The organism is Streptomyces sp. NBC_00464 (assembly GCF_036013915.1).
Lineage (GTDB): Bacteria > Actinomycetota > Actinomycetes > Streptomycetales > Streptomycetaceae > Streptomyces.
Genome location: NZ_CP107899.1, coordinates 1,616,152 through 1,634,749, shown reverse-complemented (window position 1 = coordinate 1,634,749; position 18,598 = coordinate 1,616,152). Strand labels below are relative to the sequence as shown.

Annotated in this window: 13 protein-coding genes; 9 read left to right on the top strand and 4 right to left on the bottom strand. The window is 71.0% G+C overall.

Features of this window, described 5'->3' with window-relative positions:
• Positions 1–172: 172 nt before the first annotated feature.
• Positions 173–1,591: a sugar porter family MFS transporter gene (locus OG912_RS06955; RefSeq protein WP_327708627.1), complete on the top strand. Its 1,419-nt coding sequence runs from the start codon at positions 173–175 to the stop codon at positions 1,589–1,591.
• A gap of 70 nt (positions 1,592–1,661) precedes the next feature.
• On the opposite strand, the gene OG912_RS06950 is transcribed toward OG912_RS06955, so the two are convergent.
• Together OG912_RS06950 and OG912_RS06945 are read right to left on the bottom strand one after the other, a co-directional pair.
• Positions 1,662–2,627, bottom strand: a complete 966-nt coding sequence (locus tag OG912_RS06950; protein WP_327708626.1) for an LLM class flavin-dependent oxidoreductase — start codon at positions 2,625–2,627, stop codon at positions 1,662–1,664.
• 63 nt (positions 2,628–2,690) lie between these two features.
• Positions 2,691–4,082, bottom strand: a complete 1,392-nt coding sequence (locus OG912_RS06945) for a purine-cytosine permease family protein (protein ID WP_327708625.1) — start codon at positions 4,080–4,082, stop codon at positions 2,691–2,693.
• A 185-nt stretch (positions 4,083–4,267) separates the two neighbouring features.
• On the opposite strand from OG912_RS06945, the gene ftsY reads away from it, so the two are divergent.
• Complete coding sequence (gene ftsY / locus OG912_RS06940; protein WP_326740790.1) at positions 4,268–5,476, top strand: signal recognition particle-docking protein FtsY; 1,209 nt, start codon at positions 4,268–4,270, stop codon at positions 5,474–5,476.
• A gap of 76 nt (positions 5,477–5,552) precedes the next feature.
• Here the strand turns inward: ftsY and OG912_RS06935 are convergent, their stop codons facing one another.
• A complete protein-coding gene (locus OG912_RS06935) occupies positions 5,553–6,212 on the bottom strand; it encodes a bifunctional DNA primase/polymerase (protein WP_327708624.1) in 660 nt (219 codons plus the stop codon).
• Positions 6,213–6,637: 425 nt separating this feature from the next.
• On the opposite strand from OG912_RS06935, the gene nsdA reads away from it, so the two are divergent.
• From nsdA to ftsH, 6 genes are all read left to right on the top strand, one after another.
• On the top strand, positions 6,638–8,113 hold the full coding sequence (gene nsdA / locus OG912_RS06930) for a transcriptional repressor NsdA (RefSeq protein ID WP_327708623.1): 1,476 nt from the start codon (positions 6,638–6,640) through the stop codon (positions 8,111–8,113).
• Between the two features lie 370 nt (positions 8,114–8,483).
• Complete coding sequence (locus OG912_RS06925; RefSeq protein WP_326739027.1) at positions 8,484–9,836, top strand: ammonium transporter; 1,353 nt, start codon at positions 8,484–8,486, stop codon at positions 9,834–9,836.
• Positions 9,833–10,171 carry a P-II family nitrogen regulator gene (locus OG912_RS06920; RefSeq protein ID WP_136330688.1) on the top strand — a complete coding sequence of 113 codons (339 nt, stop codon included), beginning with the start codon at positions 9,833–9,835 and terminating at the stop codon, positions 10,169–10,171. Before OG912_RS06925 ends, OG912_RS06920 begins: the two co-directional genes overlap by 4 nt.
• Before the next feature lie 31 nt (positions 10,172–10,202).
• Entirely contained in the window at positions 10,203–12,656 is a 2,454-nt protein-coding gene (locus OG912_RS06915) for a [protein-PII] uridylyltransferase (RefSeq protein WP_327708622.1), read from the top strand.
• 130 nt (positions 12,657–12,786) lie between these two features.
• Positions 12,787–14,340: a signal recognition particle protein gene (gene ffh, locus OG912_RS06910; protein ID WP_327708621.1), complete on the top strand. Its 1,554-nt coding sequence runs from the start codon at positions 12,787–12,789 to the stop codon at positions 14,338–14,340.
• Positions 14,341–14,528: 188 nt separating this feature from the next.
• Complete coding sequence (ftsH, locus tag OG912_RS06905) at positions 14,529–16,445, top strand: ATP-dependent zinc metalloprotease FtsH (RefSeq protein WP_327708620.1); 1,917 nt, start codon at positions 14,529–14,531, stop codon at positions 16,443–16,445.
• A gap of 45 nt (positions 16,446–16,490) precedes the next feature.
• On the opposite strand, the gene OG912_RS06900 is transcribed toward ftsH, so the two are convergent.
• Positions 16,491–17,345: a class I SAM-dependent methyltransferase gene (locus OG912_RS06900; protein ID WP_327708619.1), complete on the bottom strand. Its 855-nt coding sequence runs from the start codon at positions 17,343–17,345 to the stop codon at positions 16,491–16,493.
• Between the two features lie 582 nt (positions 17,346–17,927).
• Between OG912_RS06900 and OG912_RS06895 the strand changes: the two genes are divergently transcribed.
• Complete coding sequence (locus OG912_RS06895; protein WP_073739095.1) at positions 17,928–18,521, top strand: hypothetical protein; 594 nt, start codon at positions 17,928–17,930, stop codon at positions 18,519–18,521.
• Positions 18,522–18,598 lie beyond the last annotated feature (77 nt).

Genomic DNA, 18,598 nt, shown 5'->3' with positions numbered 1-18,598 from the left:
GTCTACTCCTGGGTAGATGTCTGGCCGAACCTCAATGTTGACTTCATAACTTGAACGCATAGTCTCTGCAACGTCGTTTTTACCTTCAAGTGGTGGCAGGACCGAAGTTATGCGCCACTGAGAAGAGCTCACCCCCCACGCCTGACGTTGCGGCCAGGCCCCAGGAGTTCATGTGACCAGCACATCGCAGGGACCGGAGTCCGGAGCCCGGTCGGCTCATCCGGACCACATCGGCCATGTCATCTTCATCACCGCCGCGGCCGCCATGGGTGGCTTCCTCTTCGGCTACGACAGCTCCGTGATCAACGGCGCGGTCGAAGCGATCCGCAGCCGGTACGACATCGGCTCCGGCACGCTCGCCCAGGTCATCGCCATCGCGCTGATCGGCTGCGCGATCGGCGCCGCCACGGCCGGCCGGATCGCCGACCGCATCGGCCGTATCCGCTGCATGCAGATCGCCTCGGTGCTCTTCACCATCAGCGCCGTGGGCTCCGCGCTTCCCTTCGCGCTGTGGGACCTGGCGATGTGGCGCATCATCGGCGGCTTCGCCATCGGTATGGCGTCGGTGATCGGCCCGGCGTACATCGCCGAGGTCTCCCCGCCCGCCTACCGCGGCCGGCTCGGCTCGTTCCAGCAGGCAGCGATCGTCATCGGCATCGCCATCTCCCAGCTGGTCAACTACGGCATCCTGCAGATCGCCGACGGTGACCAGCGCGGCAAGATCGGCGGGCTGGAAGCCTGGCAGTGGATGCTCGGCGTGATGGTCGTGCCCGCGATCCTCTACGGACTTCTCTCGTTCGCGATCCCCGAGTCGCCGCGCTTCCTGATCTCCGTCGGCAAGAAGGAGCGGGCCCGGCAGATCCTCTCGGAGGTCGAGGGCAAGAACGTCGATCTCGACGCCCGGGTCGCCGAGATCGAGACCGCGATGCACCGCGAGCACAAGTCGAGCTTCAAGGACCTGCTCGGCAGCCGCTTCGGCTTCCTCCCCATCGTCTGGGTCGGCATCGGCCTGTCGGTCTTCCAGCAGCTCGTCGGCATCAACGTGGCGTTCTACTACTCGGCGACGCTGTGGCAGTCGGTCGGCATCGACCCGACCGACTCGTTCTTCTACTCGTTCACGACCTCGATCATCAACATCATCGGTACGGTGATCGCGATGGTCCTGGTGGACCGGGTGGGCCGCCGCCCGCTGGCTCTCGTCGGCTCCTGCGGTATGGCCATCGCCCTCGCCTTCGAGGCCTGGGCCTTCTCCGCCGACCTGGTCGACGGCAAGCTCCCCAACACCCAGGGCGTCGTCGCGCTCGTCGCGGCCCATGTCTTCGTGCTCTTCTTCGCCCTCTCGTGGGGCGTCGTGGTCTGGGTCTTCCTCGGCGAGATGTTCCCGAACCGGATCCGCGCCGCCGCACTCGGCGTCGCCGCCTCCGCGCAGTGGATCGCCAACTGGGCGATCACCGCGAGCTTCCCGAGCCTCGCGGACTGGAACCTGTCGGGCACGTACATCATCTACGCCTGCTTCGCCACGCTCTCGATCCCCTTCGTCATCAAGTTCGTCAAGGAGACCAAGGGCAAGGCGCTGGAGGAGATGGGTTAATCCCCGCTATCCGTCTCCTCGAAGACGTAAGGCCCCGTCCCGCACCCGCGGGACGGGGCCTTACGCACGTTCACCCCCCGATCGCCCCGCAGAACAGCCGCAGGCTGCGCCACCCCTCCTCGACCGGCATCCCGCCGCACAGCGGGTGCAGCACCAGACTGTCCAGCTCCCCGGCCAGGCCCGCGCACTGCTGCGGCGTGACGATCCGGTAGACGCCCTCGTCCCGGAGCTCCGCCACCGTCGTCGCCGCCGAGCGGACGGCCGAGCGGATGTCCTTGGACTGCCAGGAGGCGTACGTACGCGCCTCGTGCAGGAAGTGCTCCCCGTACTCGGCCCACGTCCGGTCCGGGTCCTCGGACACATGGAGCAACGGTGTCTGGGCCGAGGGCATCATGCAGAAGCCCTCCGTGCCGTGCTCCGCACGCTGCGCGTGGTAGTACGCCTCCAGCTCCGGCAGGTGCGCGCTCGGGAACAGCGGCAGCCCCAGCCGGGCCGCCCGTCGCGCCGCCGCCCGCGAACTGCCGCCCACCAGCAGCAGCGGATGCGGGCGGGTGAACGGCCGGGGGGTGACCGTGACCGTGCGGCCGCGGAACTCGAACGGCTCCCCGGTCCACGCCTTCAGCAGCGTCTCCAGCAGCTCGTCCTGGAGCCGGCCCCGCCTGCCCCACTCGACGCCCGCCCGCTCGTACTCCTCGGGCCGGTAGCCGATCCCCGCGACCGTGACCAGCCGGCCCGCGCCCAGCAGGTCGAGCACCGCGATGTCCTCGGCCAGCCGCAGCGGATCGTGCAGCGGTCCGATGATCGCGGAGACCGTGACCGCGATCCTGCGGGTGGCCCCGAAGACGGCCCCGGCGAACGTGAAGGGGGACGGCAGCCAGGAGTTGGCGACACCGTGGTGTTCCTCGGTCTGCACCGTGTCGACGCCGTTCCCGTCGGCGTAAGCGGCCATGTCCAGCGCCGCACGGTAGCGGGCCGAGAGGGAATCCGGAGTGGCTGCCGGATCGACGAGGTTGAACCGGACGACTGTGAAGGCCATGACGCTGTCCCCCTGGAGCCTGGCTGGCGGGCTGGGCGAGGCCGGACCCTAGCTGACGCAGCGTCAGAAGTGTAGGGGTGCGACCCGACGCCCCGCGGCGGGCCGGGGCAGTACCGCGTACAGACCGCCCGAGACGACGATCGTGGCGGCCCAGCCGAGCCCGTTGCGCCCCGGCCAGGTCGTCGCGAGCGGACCGGCGAACCACTCCACGCCGGTGAACAGCAGCCCCGCCACCAGGCCCACTGCCCAGGCCGCCACCGCGGTCCACGCGAAACCGCCCGCGTACCAGTAGGCGCTGGTGGGTGTGGTGTCCATGAGTGCCACCGGGTCGTACACGCGCCCCCGCAGCTGATCCACGCCGAAGACGCCGATCCATGCCGAGAACGTCACCGCGAGCAGATTCAGGAAGGAGACGAACGCATCGACGAAGCTGCTCGCCACGAGCATCAGCAGCGACCCGAGGAACAGGCTGATCGCCGCATTCACACCGACGGCCCAGGCGCGCGGGATCGTGAATCCCAGGGTCTGCGCGGTGAATCCGGCCGAATACATCGACATGGCGTTGATCAGCACCATGCCGAGCACGGCGACGACCAGATACGGAACCGAGATCCAGTCGGGCAGCAGCACCCCGATGAACGAGACCGGATCACGGGTGACGGCGAGTCCCGGCGTGCCGACCGCCATCACCGCCCCCATCAGGACCATCGGCAGAAACACGATTCCCGCACCGCCCACGGCCGCGGCGACCATCGCCCTCCCCGACGCGGTGCGCGGCAGGTAGCGGGTGAAGTCGGGCCCCGCGGGCGCCCAGCTGATGCCGCCGGCCGCCAGGGTGCCGATCCCCGCGATCATCGCCGAGGTCGGACCGGCGGGCCGGTCCAGTACCGCCCGCCAGGCCGTCGCCCCGGCCAGGTGCACCAGGACCAGCACGCTGAACCCGCCGAAGAGGTACGCGGACCAGGTGCAGCACAGTCGCAGCGCCCCCATGCCCAGCCCCGACAGCAGAAAGCTGCTCGCGACGAACGCGAGCAGCGTCACCACGATCAGCGTCGAGGTGCTCCGGACACCGAAGAGCAGGCCGAGCACGGCCAGCAGGGCGTACGCCCCGGTGACCGCGTTCACCGTCTCCCACCCCCAGCGGGCCACCCAGATCAGCGCACCGGGCGCCAGATTGCCCCGCTGGCCGAAGACGGCCCGGGACAGCGCCATGCCGGGGGCGCCGCCGCTGCGCCCCGCGACCGAGATCAGTCCGACCATGCCGAACGAGACGGCCGGAGCCGTGACCGCGACGACCAGGACCTGCCAGAGACCCAGTCCGTCGAGGACGACGAGCCCCGCACCGATGGTGAGCAGCAGCACGGTCATATTGGCGGCCGCCCAGGTGGGGAAGAGGGCCCGGACCCGGCCGGTGCGTTCGCTGTCGGGCACGGGGTCCAGCCCACGGGTCTCCACGGCCAGGATCGTACCTTTACGACATACGGTGCGTAATGCCCGGCGCGGATGAGGGCATCGCGGTTCCTCCACCCGGTGCCCGGCGGGGGGCATGCGCTGCTCAGGAGGCTGTCGCACGCGTTCTGCCGCCTGCCGGGCACCGCATCCCTCGCATGCTGCCGCACGTGACCGATACTGGGTGGGTTATGGAATTCGTCATCCTTGCTGTAGTCATCGCCCTGGTCGCGGTCGGCGTGATCAGCGGGCTCGTGGTCAGCAGCCGCAAGAAGAAGCAGCTGCCCCCGGCACCGTCGAGCACGCCGACCATCACTCCTCCCGCCGAGCCCCATGTCGGCGAGGAGGCCGAAACGCCGCGCGACGCATCGCGCCGCACCATCGAGGAGGTCGGCCTTCCGCCCGAGGAGGCCGCCGGGAAGGCCCCGGAAACCGCCGAGCCGGAGGCGCCCGCAGCCCCCGCGCTGGACGTCCCCGAGCCCACCGCCGGCCGTCTCGTACGGCTCCGGGCCCGGCTCGCCCGCTCGCAGAACTCCCTCGGCAAGGGGCTGCTCACGCTCCTGTCCCGGGACAACCTCGACGAGGACACCTGGGAGGAGATCGAGGACACCCTCCTCACCGCCGACGTCGGCGTCGCCCCCACCCAGGAACTGGTCGAACGGCTCAGGGAGCGCGTCCGCGTCCTCGGCACCCGTACCCCCGAGGAGCTGAGGAAGCTGCTGCGTGAGGAGCTCCTCACTCTTCTCGGCACCGACTTCGACCGCGCGGTCAAGACGGAGGGCGGCGCCGAAACCCCCGGCGTCGTGATGGTCGTCGGCGTCAACGGCACCGGCAAGACCACCACGACGGGCAAGCTGGCCCGGGTGCTGGTGGCCGACGGCCGCAGCGTCGTGCTCGGCGCGGCCGACACCTTCCGTGCCGCCGCCGCCGATCAGCTCCAGACCTGGGGCGAGCGCGTCGGTGCCCGCACCGTGCGCGGACCCGAGGGCGGCGACCCGGCGTCGATCGCCTTCGACGCCGTGAAGGAAGGGATCGCCGAGGGTGCCGACGTCGTCCTCATCGACACGGCGGGCCGGCTGCACACCAAGACCGGGCTGATGGACGAGCTCGGCAAGGTCAAGCGGGTCGTCGAGAAGCACGGACCCCTCGACGAGATCCTGCTCGTCCTCGACGCCACCACCGGGCAGAACGGCCTGGTGCAGGCGCGGGTGTTCGCCGAGGTCGTCGACATCACCGGCATCGTCCTCACCAAGCTCGACGGCACCGCCAAGGGCGGCATCGTCATCGCCGTCCAGCGCGAGCTGGGCGTACCGGTGAAGCTCGTCGGGCTCGGCGAGGGGCCGGACGATCTGGCTCCGTTCGAGCCGGAGGCGTTCGTGGACGCCCTGATCGGGGACTGAGCTCCCCCGTCCACGTCCCGTACAGCGAGGAGCCCGGCCGCACGCACCGTGTGGCCGGGCTCCTCGCTGTACGGGCTCAGCCGCAGGGAGTCAGCCGGTGGCAGATGTACGCCAGCGTGCCCAGCAGCAGCCGGGCCTCCGGGGGTGCGGCCGCGGTGTCCAGGGCCGGCGGGCGCAGCCAGCGGACCGGGCCGAGGCCGCCCTGGTCCGACGGCGGCGCGGTGATGTGGGAGCCGGAGCCGAACGCCCGCAGGTCGAGGCCCGCGTCGTCCCAGCCCATCCGGTACAGCAACCGGGGAAGTTCGGCGGCCGCTCCGGGTGCGACGAAGAACTGCGCACGGCCGGCCGGGGTCACCGCCACCGGGCCCAGCGGCAGCCCCATCCGCTCCATCCGCACGAGCGCCCGGCGCCCGGCCGGCTCCGCGACGTCGAGCACATCGAAACTGCGGCCCACCGGCAGCAGCATCGCGGCGCCGGGTACCTCGGCCCACGCACGAGCCGCGGTGTCGAGCGTCGCCCCGGCGGGAACCTCCGGCGCGAACTCCAGCGGATGAGCCCCGGGGGAGGGGCAACCGGCGTCCCCGCACGAGCAGTTGCCGTCCGCAGCGCGCGCGCCGGGCGCGACCGCCCAGCCCCACAGCCCCGTGTACTCGGCCACCGCGGTGCTCACGGCCGCACGGCCGCGGCGCCGTGCGCCGGATCGCATCTCACGGATGCCGCCGATCGTGAAGCCCATGCCCCCTCCAACGGGTCCAGCGCGCCGGTGGTTACGAACCGGAGTGATTCCGTGACACTCCGTCGGTCCTGCGTGATCCGCGTGAGAGCGGGGTGCGCCCCGGGAGTGCGAGTACCCCGTGCGCGCCCTTGAGTGCGTCCGTGCGCCCACCGCTGATCGCTGCCTGTCAAGTGAATCGCGCCCGGCCGCGGTGGCGTTCATTCGAAGGGGTGGCGAATGGTGGCGTTTCTGTAAACGGCCTCGCGGGGTGGGTGATCGTAGGATTACCGTCGGTACACGAACCATGGAAGTATGTGCGCCCATGGGTATGCCGGAGGCAACCCGATTTTCTGTTCGATGATGGGCAACCTGCATACGGGCAGCAGCGGTTCGCGGCATTCTGATAGAGGTTCGCGCGACAGTATTCGGCGGATGGGGGCGTTCCAGTGAGTGGCAGCGGCGCAGGCGATTCGAATGCCGGTAAGCGCCCCAACGGGCAATTGGGATCATGGTTTGTGCGCAGCGGCTGGTCGAAAGGCGAGCTGGCCCGGCAGGTGAACCGCAGGGCGCGACAGATGGGTGCCCACCACATCAGCACCGACACCTCGCGGGTGCGGCGCTGGCTCGACGGTGAGCAGCCGCGCGAACCGATCCCGCGCATCCTGTCCGAGCTGTTCTCCGAGCGCTTCGGATCCGTCGTCGCCGTCGAGGACCTGGGGCTGCGCGCCGCCCACCAGGCGCCCTCCGTGGCGGGCGTCGATCTGCCCTGGGCCGGACCCCAGACCGTCGCCCTGCTCAGCGAGTTCTCCCGCAGCGACCTGATGCTCGCCCGCCGGGGATTCCTCGGCAGCTCACTCGCACTCGCCGCCGGACCCGCTCTCATCGAACCCATGCAGCGCTGGCTGGTGCCCGTCGCGTCCGGTGCATCCGTCGAGCCGGAGTCGGCCGCCGCCGCCCGCCGCCCCTCCCGGCTCTCCGGACCCGAGCTCGACCTGCTGGAATCCACCACCGCGATGTTCCGCCAGTGGGACGCCCAGTGCGGCGGCGGACTGCGCCGCAAGGCCGTCGTGGGGCAGCTCCACGAGGTCACCGACCTGCTCCAGGAGCCGCAGCCGGCCGCCACCGCGAAGCGCCTCTTCCGCTGCGCTGCCGAACTGGCCGAGCTGGCGGGCTGGATGAGTTACGACGTCGGCCTCCAGCCCACCGCCCAGAAGTACTTCGTGCTCGCCCTGCACGCCTCCAAGGAGGCCGGCGACAAGCCGCTGGGCTCGTACGTCCTGTCCAGCATGAGCCGCCAGATGATCCACCTGGGCCGCCCCGACGACGCCCTTGAGCTCATCCACCTCGCGCAGTACGGCAGCCGCGACTGCGCCACCGCACGGACCCAGGCCATGCTGTATGCGATGGAGGCCCGCGCCTACGCCAACATGGGCCAGCCCAGCAAGTGCAAGCGGGCCGTCCGGATGGCCGAGGACACCTTCCTCGACGCGGGGATCGACGGCGAGCCCGAGCCCGACTGGATCCGCTTCTTCTCCGAGGCCGAGCTCAACGGCGAGAACTCCCACTCCTACCGCGACCTGGCCTATGTGGCCGGCCGCAGCCCCACGTACGCCTCACTCGCCGAACCCGTCATGCAGCGGGCGGTCGAGCTCTTCGGCGAGGACGACGAGCACCAGCGTTCGTACGCACTCAATCTGGTCGGCCTCGCCACCGTCCACCTCCTCAAGCGCGAGCCCGAGCAGTCCACCGTGCTGGCCGAGAAGGCCCTGCGCGTCGCCAAGAAGGTCCGCTCGGAGCGCGTCAACACCCGGCTGCGCAAGACCGTCGACACCGCGGCCAGGGACTTCGGGGACATTCCCGAGGTCGCCCGGCTCACCGATCTCCTCACCGCACAACTGCCCGAGACCGCCGAAGCGGTCTGAGCGGCACCTCTGCCCCGGCCACGACGGCCACCCCGCACCGACCGACTTCGGCTCCCCCGATTGCCTGGTCAGTGGGTGGTTGTCGTGGCCGGTTCGTGTGGTCGTTCCCCTGTCGGAGCGTCGTAACCGCACCGTATGCGGCTCCGGCCGCAGAGTAGGCCCGAGCGCGGGTACGGCACGGGCGGTTCATGGGGACGTAACACGTCGGTCCTCTTAGTCACTGCGGCGAAACATCGTGCGGCATCGGCGGAAACGGCGCTGGGCGAATCTCATGCCCATAACCGGCCCGCACCTTTTCCCCAGTGGTCCCGCACGTGGTTACGTCCCCACCGCCCCCGCACGCGGCCGCACCGACGACGAGGAGACGCCGATGCCCCCAGGCATCACGACGCTTGCAGCAGACGCCCCGACGCTGTCTGCCGCCAACACCGGGTTCATGCTCATCTGTTCGGCCCTGGTGATGCTCATGACCCCGGCCCTGGCCTTCTTCTACGGAGGCATGGTCCGCGTCAAGAGCACCCTCAACATGCTGATGATGAGCTTCATCAGCCTCGGGATCGTCACGATCCTGTGGGTGCTCTACGGATTCAGCCTCGCCTTCGGCACCGACGCCGGCTCGATCATCGGATGGAGCCAGGACTTCGTCGGCCTCAGCGGGATCGGCGTCACGGAACTCTGGGACGGCTACACCATCCCGGTGTACGTCTTCGCCGTCTTCCAGCTGATGTTCGCCGTGCTCACCCCGGCCCTGATAAGCGGTGCACTCGCCGACCGGGTCAAGTTCACCTCGTGGGCGCTCTTCATCACCCTCTGGGTCACCGTCGTCTACTTCCCGGTCGCGCACTGGGTCTGGGGTGCGGGCGGCTGGCTCTTCGAGCTGGGCGTCATCGACTTCGCCGGTGGTACCGCCGTCCACATCAACGCGGGTGCCGCGGCCCTCGGCGTGATCCTCGTCATCGGCAAGCGCGTCGGATTCAAGAAGGACCCGATGCGGCCGCACAGCCTGCCGCTCGTCATGCTCGGCGCCGGTCTGCTGTGGTTCGGCTGGTTCGGCTTCAACGCCGGCTCGTGGCTCGGCAACGACGACGGCGTCGGCGCGGTCATGTTCGTCAACACGCAGGTCGCCACCGCCGCCGCGATGCTCGCCTGGCTCGGCTACGAGAAGCTCCGCCACGGCTCCTTCACCACCCTCGGTGCCGCGTCCGGCGCCGTCGCCGGACTCGTCGCCATCACCCCGGCGGGCGGCGCGGTCAGCCCGCTCGGTGCCATCGCCGTCGGTGCCATCGCCGGTGTGCTGTGCGCCATGGCCGTCGGCCTCAAGTACAAGCTCGGCTACGACGACTCCCTGGACGTCGTCGGCGTCCACCTCGTCGGTGGTGTCGTCGGGTCCCTGCTCATCGGCTTCTTCGCCACCGGCGGAGTCCAGTCCGACGCCAAGGGCCTCTTCTACGGCGGCGGACTCGACCAGCTCGGCAAGCAGGCCGTCGGTGTCTTCGCCGTCCTCGCGTACTCTCTGGTCGTCTCCGCGATCCTCGCCTTCCTGCTCGACAAGACCATCGGGATGCGGGTCGAGGAGGACGACGAGGTCTCCGGTATCGACCAGGTCGAGCACGCCGAGACGGCATACGACTTCAGCGGCGCCGGCGGCGGTGCGGCCCCGCGCACCACGCCCCCCGCGCCCGGCACCACGGCAGCCCCGACGAACAAGAAGGTGGACGCATGAAGCTCATCACCGCAGTCGTGAAGCCCCACCGGCTTGACGAGATCAAGGAGGCCCTCCAGGCCTTCGGCGTCCAGGGCCTCACGGTCACGGAAGCCAGCGGCTACGGGCGTCAGCGCGGCCACACCGAGGTCTACCGGGGCGCCGAGTACACCGTCGACCTCGTACCGAAGATCCGCATCGAGGTCCTCGTCGAGGACGAGGACTCCGAACAGCTCATCGACGTCGTCGTGAAGGCCGCCCGAACCGGCAAGATCGGTGACGGCAAGGTCTGGAGCGTCCCGGTCGAGACCGCGATCCGGGTACGCACCGGGGAACGCGGCCCGGACGCACTCTGACCGACTGTTCCGCACACGGAAAGGCAGCTGGGTGACGAGTACCGAAGTGACCACCGAATCCGAGGACTCGGGACCCAGCGGCTATGCGGCGGCCCGGCTGCGCCTTCTCCAGGAGAAGGCGCAGTCCGGGCCGCCGCGCCGTGCGGCCCTCGCCACGCTGACCGACGAGTGGCTGACCGCCCTCTTCACCGCCGCGGCCGAACACGCCGGCGTGCGGGGCGCCGCCCTCGTCGCCGTCGGCGGCTACGGCCGCGGCGAGCTCTCCCCGCGCAGCGACCTCGACCTCCTGCTCCTGCACGACGGCACCGCCGACGCCGGAGCCGTGGCCGCCCTCGCCGACCGCGTCTGGTACCCCGTCTGGGACCTGGGCCTCGCCCTCGACCACTCCGTACGCACCCCCGCCGAAGCCCGCAAGACCGCAGGCGAGGACCTCAAGGTCCAGCTCGGCCTGCTGGACGCCCGGCCCGTCGCCGGGGACCTCGGCCTCGTCGCCTCCCTGCGCACCGCGATCCTCGCCGACTGGCGCAACCAGGCCCCCAAGCGCCTGCCCGCCCTCGACGAGCTCTGCCGCGAACGGGCCGAGCGCCAGGGCGAGCTCCAGTTCCTCCTGGAACCCGACCTCAAGGAGGCCCGCGGCGGACTGCGCGACGCCACCGCGCTGCGCGCCGTCGCCGCCTCCTGGGTCGCCGACGCCCCCCGCGAGGGCCTCACCGAGGCCCGCCGCGTCCTCCTCGACGCCCGCGACGCCCTCCACCTCACCACCGGCCGCGCCACCGACCGCCTGGCCCTCCAGGAGCAGGACCAGGTCGCCACCGCGCTCGGCCTGCTCGACGCCGACGCGCTGCTGCGCCAGGTGTACGAGGCCGCCCGCACCGTCTCGTACGCCACCGACGTCACCTGGCGCGAGGTCAACCGGGTGCTGCGCGCCCGCTCGGCCCGCCCCCGGCTGCGCGCCATGCTGGGCGGCGGCAGGGCCCCGGCCACCGACCGCACCCCGCTTGCCGACGGTGTCGTCGAGGCCGACGGCGAGGTCGTCCTCGCCCGCACCGCCCGGCCCGAGCGCGACCCGGTCCTCGTCCTGCGGGCCGCCGCGGCCGCGGCCCAGTCCGAGCTGCCGCTCTCCCGCCATGTCGTCCGCCACCTCGCCGCATCCGCCAAGCCGCTGCCGGTGCCCTGGCCGGCCGAGGCCCGGGAGGAACTCGTCACCCTCCTCGGTGCGGGCGAGGCCACCGTCCCCGTCTGGGAGGCCCTCGAAGCCGAGGGGCTCATCACCCGGCTCCTGCCCGACTGGGAACGGGTCCACTGCCGGCCCCAGCGCAACCCCGTCCACACCTGGACCGTGGACCGCCACCTCGTCGAGGCGGCCGTCCGGGCCTCCTCCCTCACCCGCCGCGTCGGCCGCCCCGACCTCCTGCTCGTCGCCGCGCTGCTGCACGACATCGGGAAGGGCTGGCCCGGCGACCACTCCGTCGCCGGTGAGGTCATCGCCCGCGACATGGCCGCCCGGATCGGCTTCGACCAGCACGACGTGGGCGTCATCGCCACCCTCGTACGCCACCATCTGCTGCTCATCGAGACCGCCACCCGCCGCGACCTCGACGACCCGGCCACCGTCCGCTCGGTCGCCACCGCCGTGGGGAGCGCCGCCACCCTGGAGCTCCTGCACGCGCTCACCGAGGCCGACGCGCTCGCCACCGGGCCCGCCGCCTGGTCCACCTGGCGCGCCTCCCTCGTCGCCGATCTCGTCAAACGCGTCGCGGCGGTCCTCGCAGGCGAGGCACCCGATGAACCCGCGCCCGAGGCGCCCAGCGCCGAGCAGGAGCGCCTGGCCATCGAGGCCCTGCGCACCGGCGAACCGGTCCTCGCCCTGCACGCCCAGGCCGAGACCCCTCAGGAGGACGGCGGCCCCGAACCCGTCGGCGTCGAACTCCTCATCGCACTCCCCGACCGCCCCGGCGTCCTCCCGGCCGCCGCCGGGGTCCTCGCCCTGCACCGCCTGACCGTCCGCGCCGCCGACCTGCGCGCCGTGGAGCTCCCCACCGAGCTGGGCGAGAGGGCGGACCTGCTGCTGCTCAGCTGGCGTGTGGCGGCCGAGTACGGGTCCCTGCCCCAGGCGGCCCGGCTGCGCGCCGACCTCGTCCGCGCCCTGGACGGCTCCCTGGACATCCGGGCCCGTCTCGCCGAACGCGAGGCCGCCTACCCGCGGCGCCGAGGGGTGAAGGCCCCGCCGCCGAGGGTCACGGTCGCGGCGGCCGGTTCGCAGCTGGCCACGGTGATCGAGGTGCGCGCCCAGGACGCCCCCGGTCTGCTGCACCGGATCGGCCGGGCGCTGGAACAGAGCGAGGTACGGGTGCGCAGCGCGCATGTGTCGACGCTGGGGGCGAACGCGGTGGACACGGTCTACGTCACGGACGCGGAGGGTGAGCCGCTGTCCGCGGAGCGGGCCGCGGAGCTGGCCCGGGAGATCGAGAAGGCGCTCGGCTGAGGTGTGCGCCCCTGCGAAAGGCCCTCGTCCTTCACATAAACCGGGCGAGGGCTTTGCGTTCCCCGGCGTCCGGATACCCTGGGGGACGACTACCTGCCCCCGCCCCCGACCCTGAGGACCGACGAGCGCCGTGTTCGATACTCTCTCCGACCGCCTTGCCGCGACTTTCAAGAACCTCAGGGGCAAGGGCCGCTTGTCCGAGGCGGACATCGACGCCACGGCTCGCGAGATCCGTATCGCCCTGCTGGAAGCCGATGTCGCGCTCCCCGTCGTCCGGTCCTTCATCGCCAAGGTCAAGGAGCGGGCGCGCGGCGTCGAGGTCTCCCAGGCGCTGAACCCCGCGCAGCAGATGATCAAGATCGTCAACGAGGAGCTCGTCTCCATCCTCGGTGGCGAGACCCGGCGGCTGCGGTTCGCCAAGACCGCCCCCACCGTGATCATGCTGGCCGGTCTCCAGGGTGCCGGTAAGACGACCCTCGCCGGAAAGCTCGGCGTCTGGCTCAAGGGCCAGGGCCACTCCCCGCTGCTCGTCGCCTGTGACCTCCAGCGCCCCAACGCCGTGAACCAGCTGAGCGTCGTCGCCGACCGCGCCGGCGTAGCGGTGTACGCGCCCGAGCCGGGCAACGGCGTCGGCGACCCGGTCCAGGTCGCCAAGGACTCGATCGAGTACGCCCGGTCCAAGCAGTTCGACATCGTCGTCGTCGACACCGCCGGCCGCCTCGGCATCGACCAGGAGCTGATGCAGCAGGCCGCGGACATCCGCGACGCCGTCAGCCCCGACGAGATCCTCTTCGTCGTCGACGCGATGATCGGCCAGGACGCGGTCAACACCGCAGAGGCCTTCCGCGACGGCGTCGGCTTCGACGGTGTGGTGCTCTCCAAGCTCGACGGTGACGCCCGCGGTGGTGCGGCCCTGTCGATCGCCCACGTCACGGGCAAGCAGATCATGTTCGCGTCGAACGGTGAGAAGCTCGAGGACTTCGACGCCTTCCACCCCGACCGCATGGCGTCCCGCATCCTCGACATGGGTGACCTGCTCACCCTGATCGAGCAGGCGGAGAAGACCTTCAGCCAGGAAGAGGCCGCTCAAATGGCCTCCAAGCTGGCGTCCAGCAAGGGTGGCAAGGACTTCACCCTGGACGACTTCCTGGCCCAGATGGAGCAGGTCCGGAAGATGGGCTCCATCTCCAAGCTGCTCGGGATGCTGCCCGGCATGGGGCAGATCAAGGACCAGATCAACAACATCGACGAGCGCGATGTCGACCGCACCGCCGCGATCATCAAGTCGATGACCCCGAAGGAGCGCGCCGAGCCGACGATCATCAACGGCTCGCGGCGGGCCCGTATCGCCAAGGGTTCCGGCGTCGAGGTCAGCGCCGTGAAGAACCTGGTCGAGCGGTTCTTCGAGGCCCGCAAGATGATGTCGAAGATGGCCCAGGGCGGCGGCATGCCGGGGATGCCCGGGATGCCGGGCATGGGCGGCGGCCCCGGCCGGCAGAAGAAGCAGGTCAAGCAGGCCAAGGGCAAGCGCAAGAGCGGTAACCCGATGAAGCGCAAGGCCGAGGAGCAGGCCGAGGCTGCCCGCCGCGAGCAGGCGGCCCAGGGCGGCGCGCTCGGACTGCCGGCCGGCCAGGCCGACAAGAACTTCGAGCTGCCGGACGAGTTCAAGAAGTTCATGGGCTGAGCAGCCTGCCGGGTCACGACCCGGTTGTTACGTCCCCGAGGGGGCGCCCGCTTCACCGCGGGCGCCCCCTCGGGCGTGTATGCGGGGTGGAGAGGTCCCTCCATGGGCCCAGCGGACCGTCGCCCCGAGAGCTTCGTCCGTGTTTCTCCCTTAATGTCGGCTTGATGGCTGTCGGCAGAGGAGACCGCGTGACCAACCCCGTACCTCCCCGCGACCGTACCGATCAGCCCTGGCGCTCCGAGGGTGCACCGAAGCCCCCGCCACCCGGCCGGAAGATGCCGGGAGGCTGGGGCGGACTCCTGCTGACCGCGCTGGCCGTCTATCTGATCGCCAATCTGGTGCTCTCCTTCTTCAACGGCAAGGACGAGCCGACGATCGCGTACACGGAGTTCAGCAAGCAGGTCACCTCGGGCAACGTCTCCAAGATCTACTCCAAGGGCGATGCCATCCAGGGGCAGCTGAAGAAGGAGGCGAAGGTCCCGGGCAAGGACGACAAGTACACCAAGTTCGTCACCCAGCGGCCCGCCTTCGCCGATGACAACCTCTGGGCGGAGCTGGTCAAGGACGACGTCACGGTCACCGCCGAACCGGTCGTCAAGGAACGCAGCTTCCTCGCCAACCTGCTGCTCTCGCTGGCGCCGATGCTGCTGCTCGTCCTGCTGTGGGTGTTCATCGCCCGGCGGATGTCGCGCGGTGGGATGGGTGGCGGCATGGGCGGCTTCGGCCGCAAGGCCCCGCCCAAACCGGTCGAGCTGGAGGGGGACCGGCGTACGACGTTCAAGGACGTGGCGGGGATCGACGAGGTCGCGGGCGAGCTCAACGACGTCGTCGACTTCCTGAAGAACCCGGACGCCTATCGGAAGATGGGTGCCCGGATGCCCGGGGGAGTGCTGCTCGCGGGCCCTCCCGGTACCGGCAAGACGCTGCTGGCCAGGGCGGTCGCGGGGGAGGCGGGGGTGCCGTTCTTCTCGGCCTCGGCCTCCGAGTTCATCGAGATGATCGTCGGCGTCGGCGCGGGCCGGGTCCGGGAGCTCTTCGCCGAGGCGCGCAAGGTCGCCCCCGCCATCGTGTTCATCGACGAGATCGACACCATCGGACGGGCCCGCGGCGGCGGTTCGGGCATGGGCGGGCACGACGAGCGCGAGCAGACGCTCAACCAGATCCTCACGGAGATGGACGGCTTCTCCGGCTCGGAGGGCGTGGTGGTGCTCGCGGCGACCAACCGCGCCGACGTGCTCGACCCGGCGCTCACCCGGCCCGGCCGCTTCGACCGGATCGTCCAGGTCAGCCCGCCGGACAAGAACGGCCGGGAGGCGATCCTGGAGATCCACACCCGGCAGATCCCGATGGCCGGGGACGTGGACCTGGCCCAGGTGGCCCGTACGACTCCGGGGATGACCGGCGCAGATCTCGCCAACCTCGCCAACGAGGCCGCGCTCCTCGCCGTGAAGAGGGGGCAGCCGGAGGTGAACGGCGCCGACTTCTCGGACGCGCTGGAGAAGGTGCAGCTCGGGGCGGAGCGCTCGCTCGTCATGTCGGACGAGGAGCGCCGCCGGACGGCGTACCACGAGAGCGGGCACGCGCTGCTGGGGATGCTCCAGCCGGGCTCGGACCCCGTCCGCAAGGTCACCATCGTGCCGCGCGGGCGTGCGCTGGGCGTCACGCTCTCGACGCCGGACGCCGACAAGTACGCGTACACCGAGGAGTATCTGCGCGGCCGGATCATCGGAGCGCTCGGCGGCATGGCGGCCGAGCAGGTGGTGTTCGGCGTCATCACCACAGGCGCGGAGAGCGATCTGGAACAGGTCACCAACCTGGCCCGGGGCATGGTGGGCCGCTGGGGCATGAGCCACAAGGTGGGCCGGCTGACGGCGATTCCGGGCGATGCCCAGCAGGCGTACGGCCTGTCGGCGGCGCCCTCGACGCTGGACGCGGTGGACGGTGAGATGCGGCGCATCGTCGACGAGTGCTACGAGGAGGCGTGCCGGCTGCTGGGCGAGAACCGGGACCGGCTGGACTCGCTGGCCACGGCGCTGCTGGCGAACGAGACGCTGGACGAAGCGGACGCGTACCGGGCGGCCGGGATCACCCGGCCGGCGAAGTAGCGCTTCCGGGTGCCGGCCCGCACGCGGGCCGGCACCCGCGAGCTCCTAAGTCGTGCAGACGAGGTAGCGGAACACGTTCGGCATCCACACCGTCCCGTCCCGGCGCAGGTGCGGATGCAGGGCCTCCGCCACCTCCTTCTCCACCTGGGACCGGTCGGTCGCCTCCACCGCGGCGTCGAAGAGCCGCGTCGACAACAGGCCCCGTACCGCGCTGTCCACGTCCGCGTAGCCGAACGGGCACGCCACCCGCCCCGAGCCGTCCGGCTTCAGCCCGGCCCGGAACGCCACGTTCTCCAGGTCGTCCCGCCGGGCTCCGCGCCGGCCCGTGGTCCGCGGCGTTCCCGGGCCCTCCGCGAGCCGGGTCGCCACGCGCAGCACGGCATCGGTGGCGCACCGCTCGGGCGGCCCCCAGCCGGTCAGGACGACCGTGCTGCGCCGGCCGGCCGAGGGCACCGCTGTGCCGAGGGTCCGCACCAGCTCCTCGCCGTCGTCGGGGGAGCAGCCGATCGGGGTGAACGCGGTGATCAGGCTGTAGGGCTCGTGGCCGGCGGCCGCGGTCGGCAGGGACTCCAGAAGCTGCGGTCCGGCGGACCCGGACACGCGCTCGTTCTCCGGGCCGGCCGCCAACCGGATCCGGGCGAGCGCCAGGCGGTCGAGGTCGGGGTCGACTCCGGTGACGCGTGCCCCGCGGCCGGCCGCGATCAGCAGGGCGAGCCCGGAGCCGCAGCCGAGCGAGAGCATGCGCGTGGCGGGTCCGACTTCGAGCCGCGTGTACACCGCCTCGTAGAGCGGTGCGAGCATCCGCTCCTGGATCTCGGCCCAGTCACGGGCGCGGGAACCGGTGTCCACGGGCGCGGACGGCTTCGCCTGCGTGTGGTGCCGGACGAGCGTTGGTGTCATGGAATGCGCCCCAATCCGCCGAGATGCCGGTCATACCGATGGGTCGTGCCTGAATGGACGATCTCCCCGTGGCCGTACGTCCGCGCTTCCCCCGTATGCCAGAGAACTGCGCATCCGCCTCCGCGTCCAGGGGTCTACGGGCCATGGTTGCCCGTGGTGGCGGCCGGCGATGCGCCCGGGACCGGAACGCTCGCAGGACATGGGTGCCCGGGGGTTGTGCTTCCCGCGCCGCGGTCCCAGTCTCACCCGGCGCGCGAGGGTGGGCACGTCGAGCGCTCCGTGCCGCCACAGGCCGGGGTGGCGGGGCTGCTCGGGGGAGGGGCCGCGGGGGCGGGCGGTGGGCCGGGTACTGTCGGTTTCCGCGCCCGGCGCCCGCGACATTGACGGGCGGGCGTACGCGCCGTCTACGCGCCCGGGCGTACGCGGCGCTACGTACCACCTTGGTGTGAGCTGTGAGTCTTCTCCGCAGATCGGCGCACCCGCCCTCGTCAGGACGCATGAACGGCAACTGACTGGTACGTGCAAAATATTTGGGATGGCCCGGAATCGGAACACCGGGGCACTCGCGCTCGTTGTCACGACGTGAGCACGACACCACCTGTACTTGCCGCAGAGCTGGCACAGGCGTGGGCCGACATTCAGCGGTACCACCCCGAGCTGCCCGATCTAGCCGCGCCCGAGTCCCTGATCGGAGAGTCCTCGTCCGCCTGTGGCGCCGAGCTCTCCTTCGAGCGACTGCTCCATGAGGCAGTCCATGGCATTGCCGCCGCCAGAGGTGTCCGTGACACCTCGCGCGCCGGCCGATACCACAACCGTCGATTCCTCGCGATCGCCGAGGAGCTGGGCCTCGATCACGCCGAGGAACCCCACCCCAGCAGTGGCTTTTCGCTGGTCACGCTCAATCCCGAAGCCAAGCGCCGGTACCGGCCGACGATGGAACGGCTGCAGCGTGCCCTCAAGGCGCACACCGTCGCCACCGCCGCCGACACCAAGCGCTCCTTCCGCGGCCCCGCGGCCCGGCACGGTTCCTCCGGAGGAGGCGTGCGGGTCAAGGCCGTCTGCGACTGCGGTCGCAATGTGCGCGTCGTTCCGTCGGTCCTCGCGCAGGCCCCGATCGTCTGCGGCGGCTGCGGAAAGCCGTTCCGGATCCCGGAGGCAGTGGTCGCGGTGGGGTGAGGCGATGTGGTGTGGCACAATGGACAGCTGTACTCGACAGTCGCATAGGACCCCTCTCTCCTCCGGCTGACGCGTCC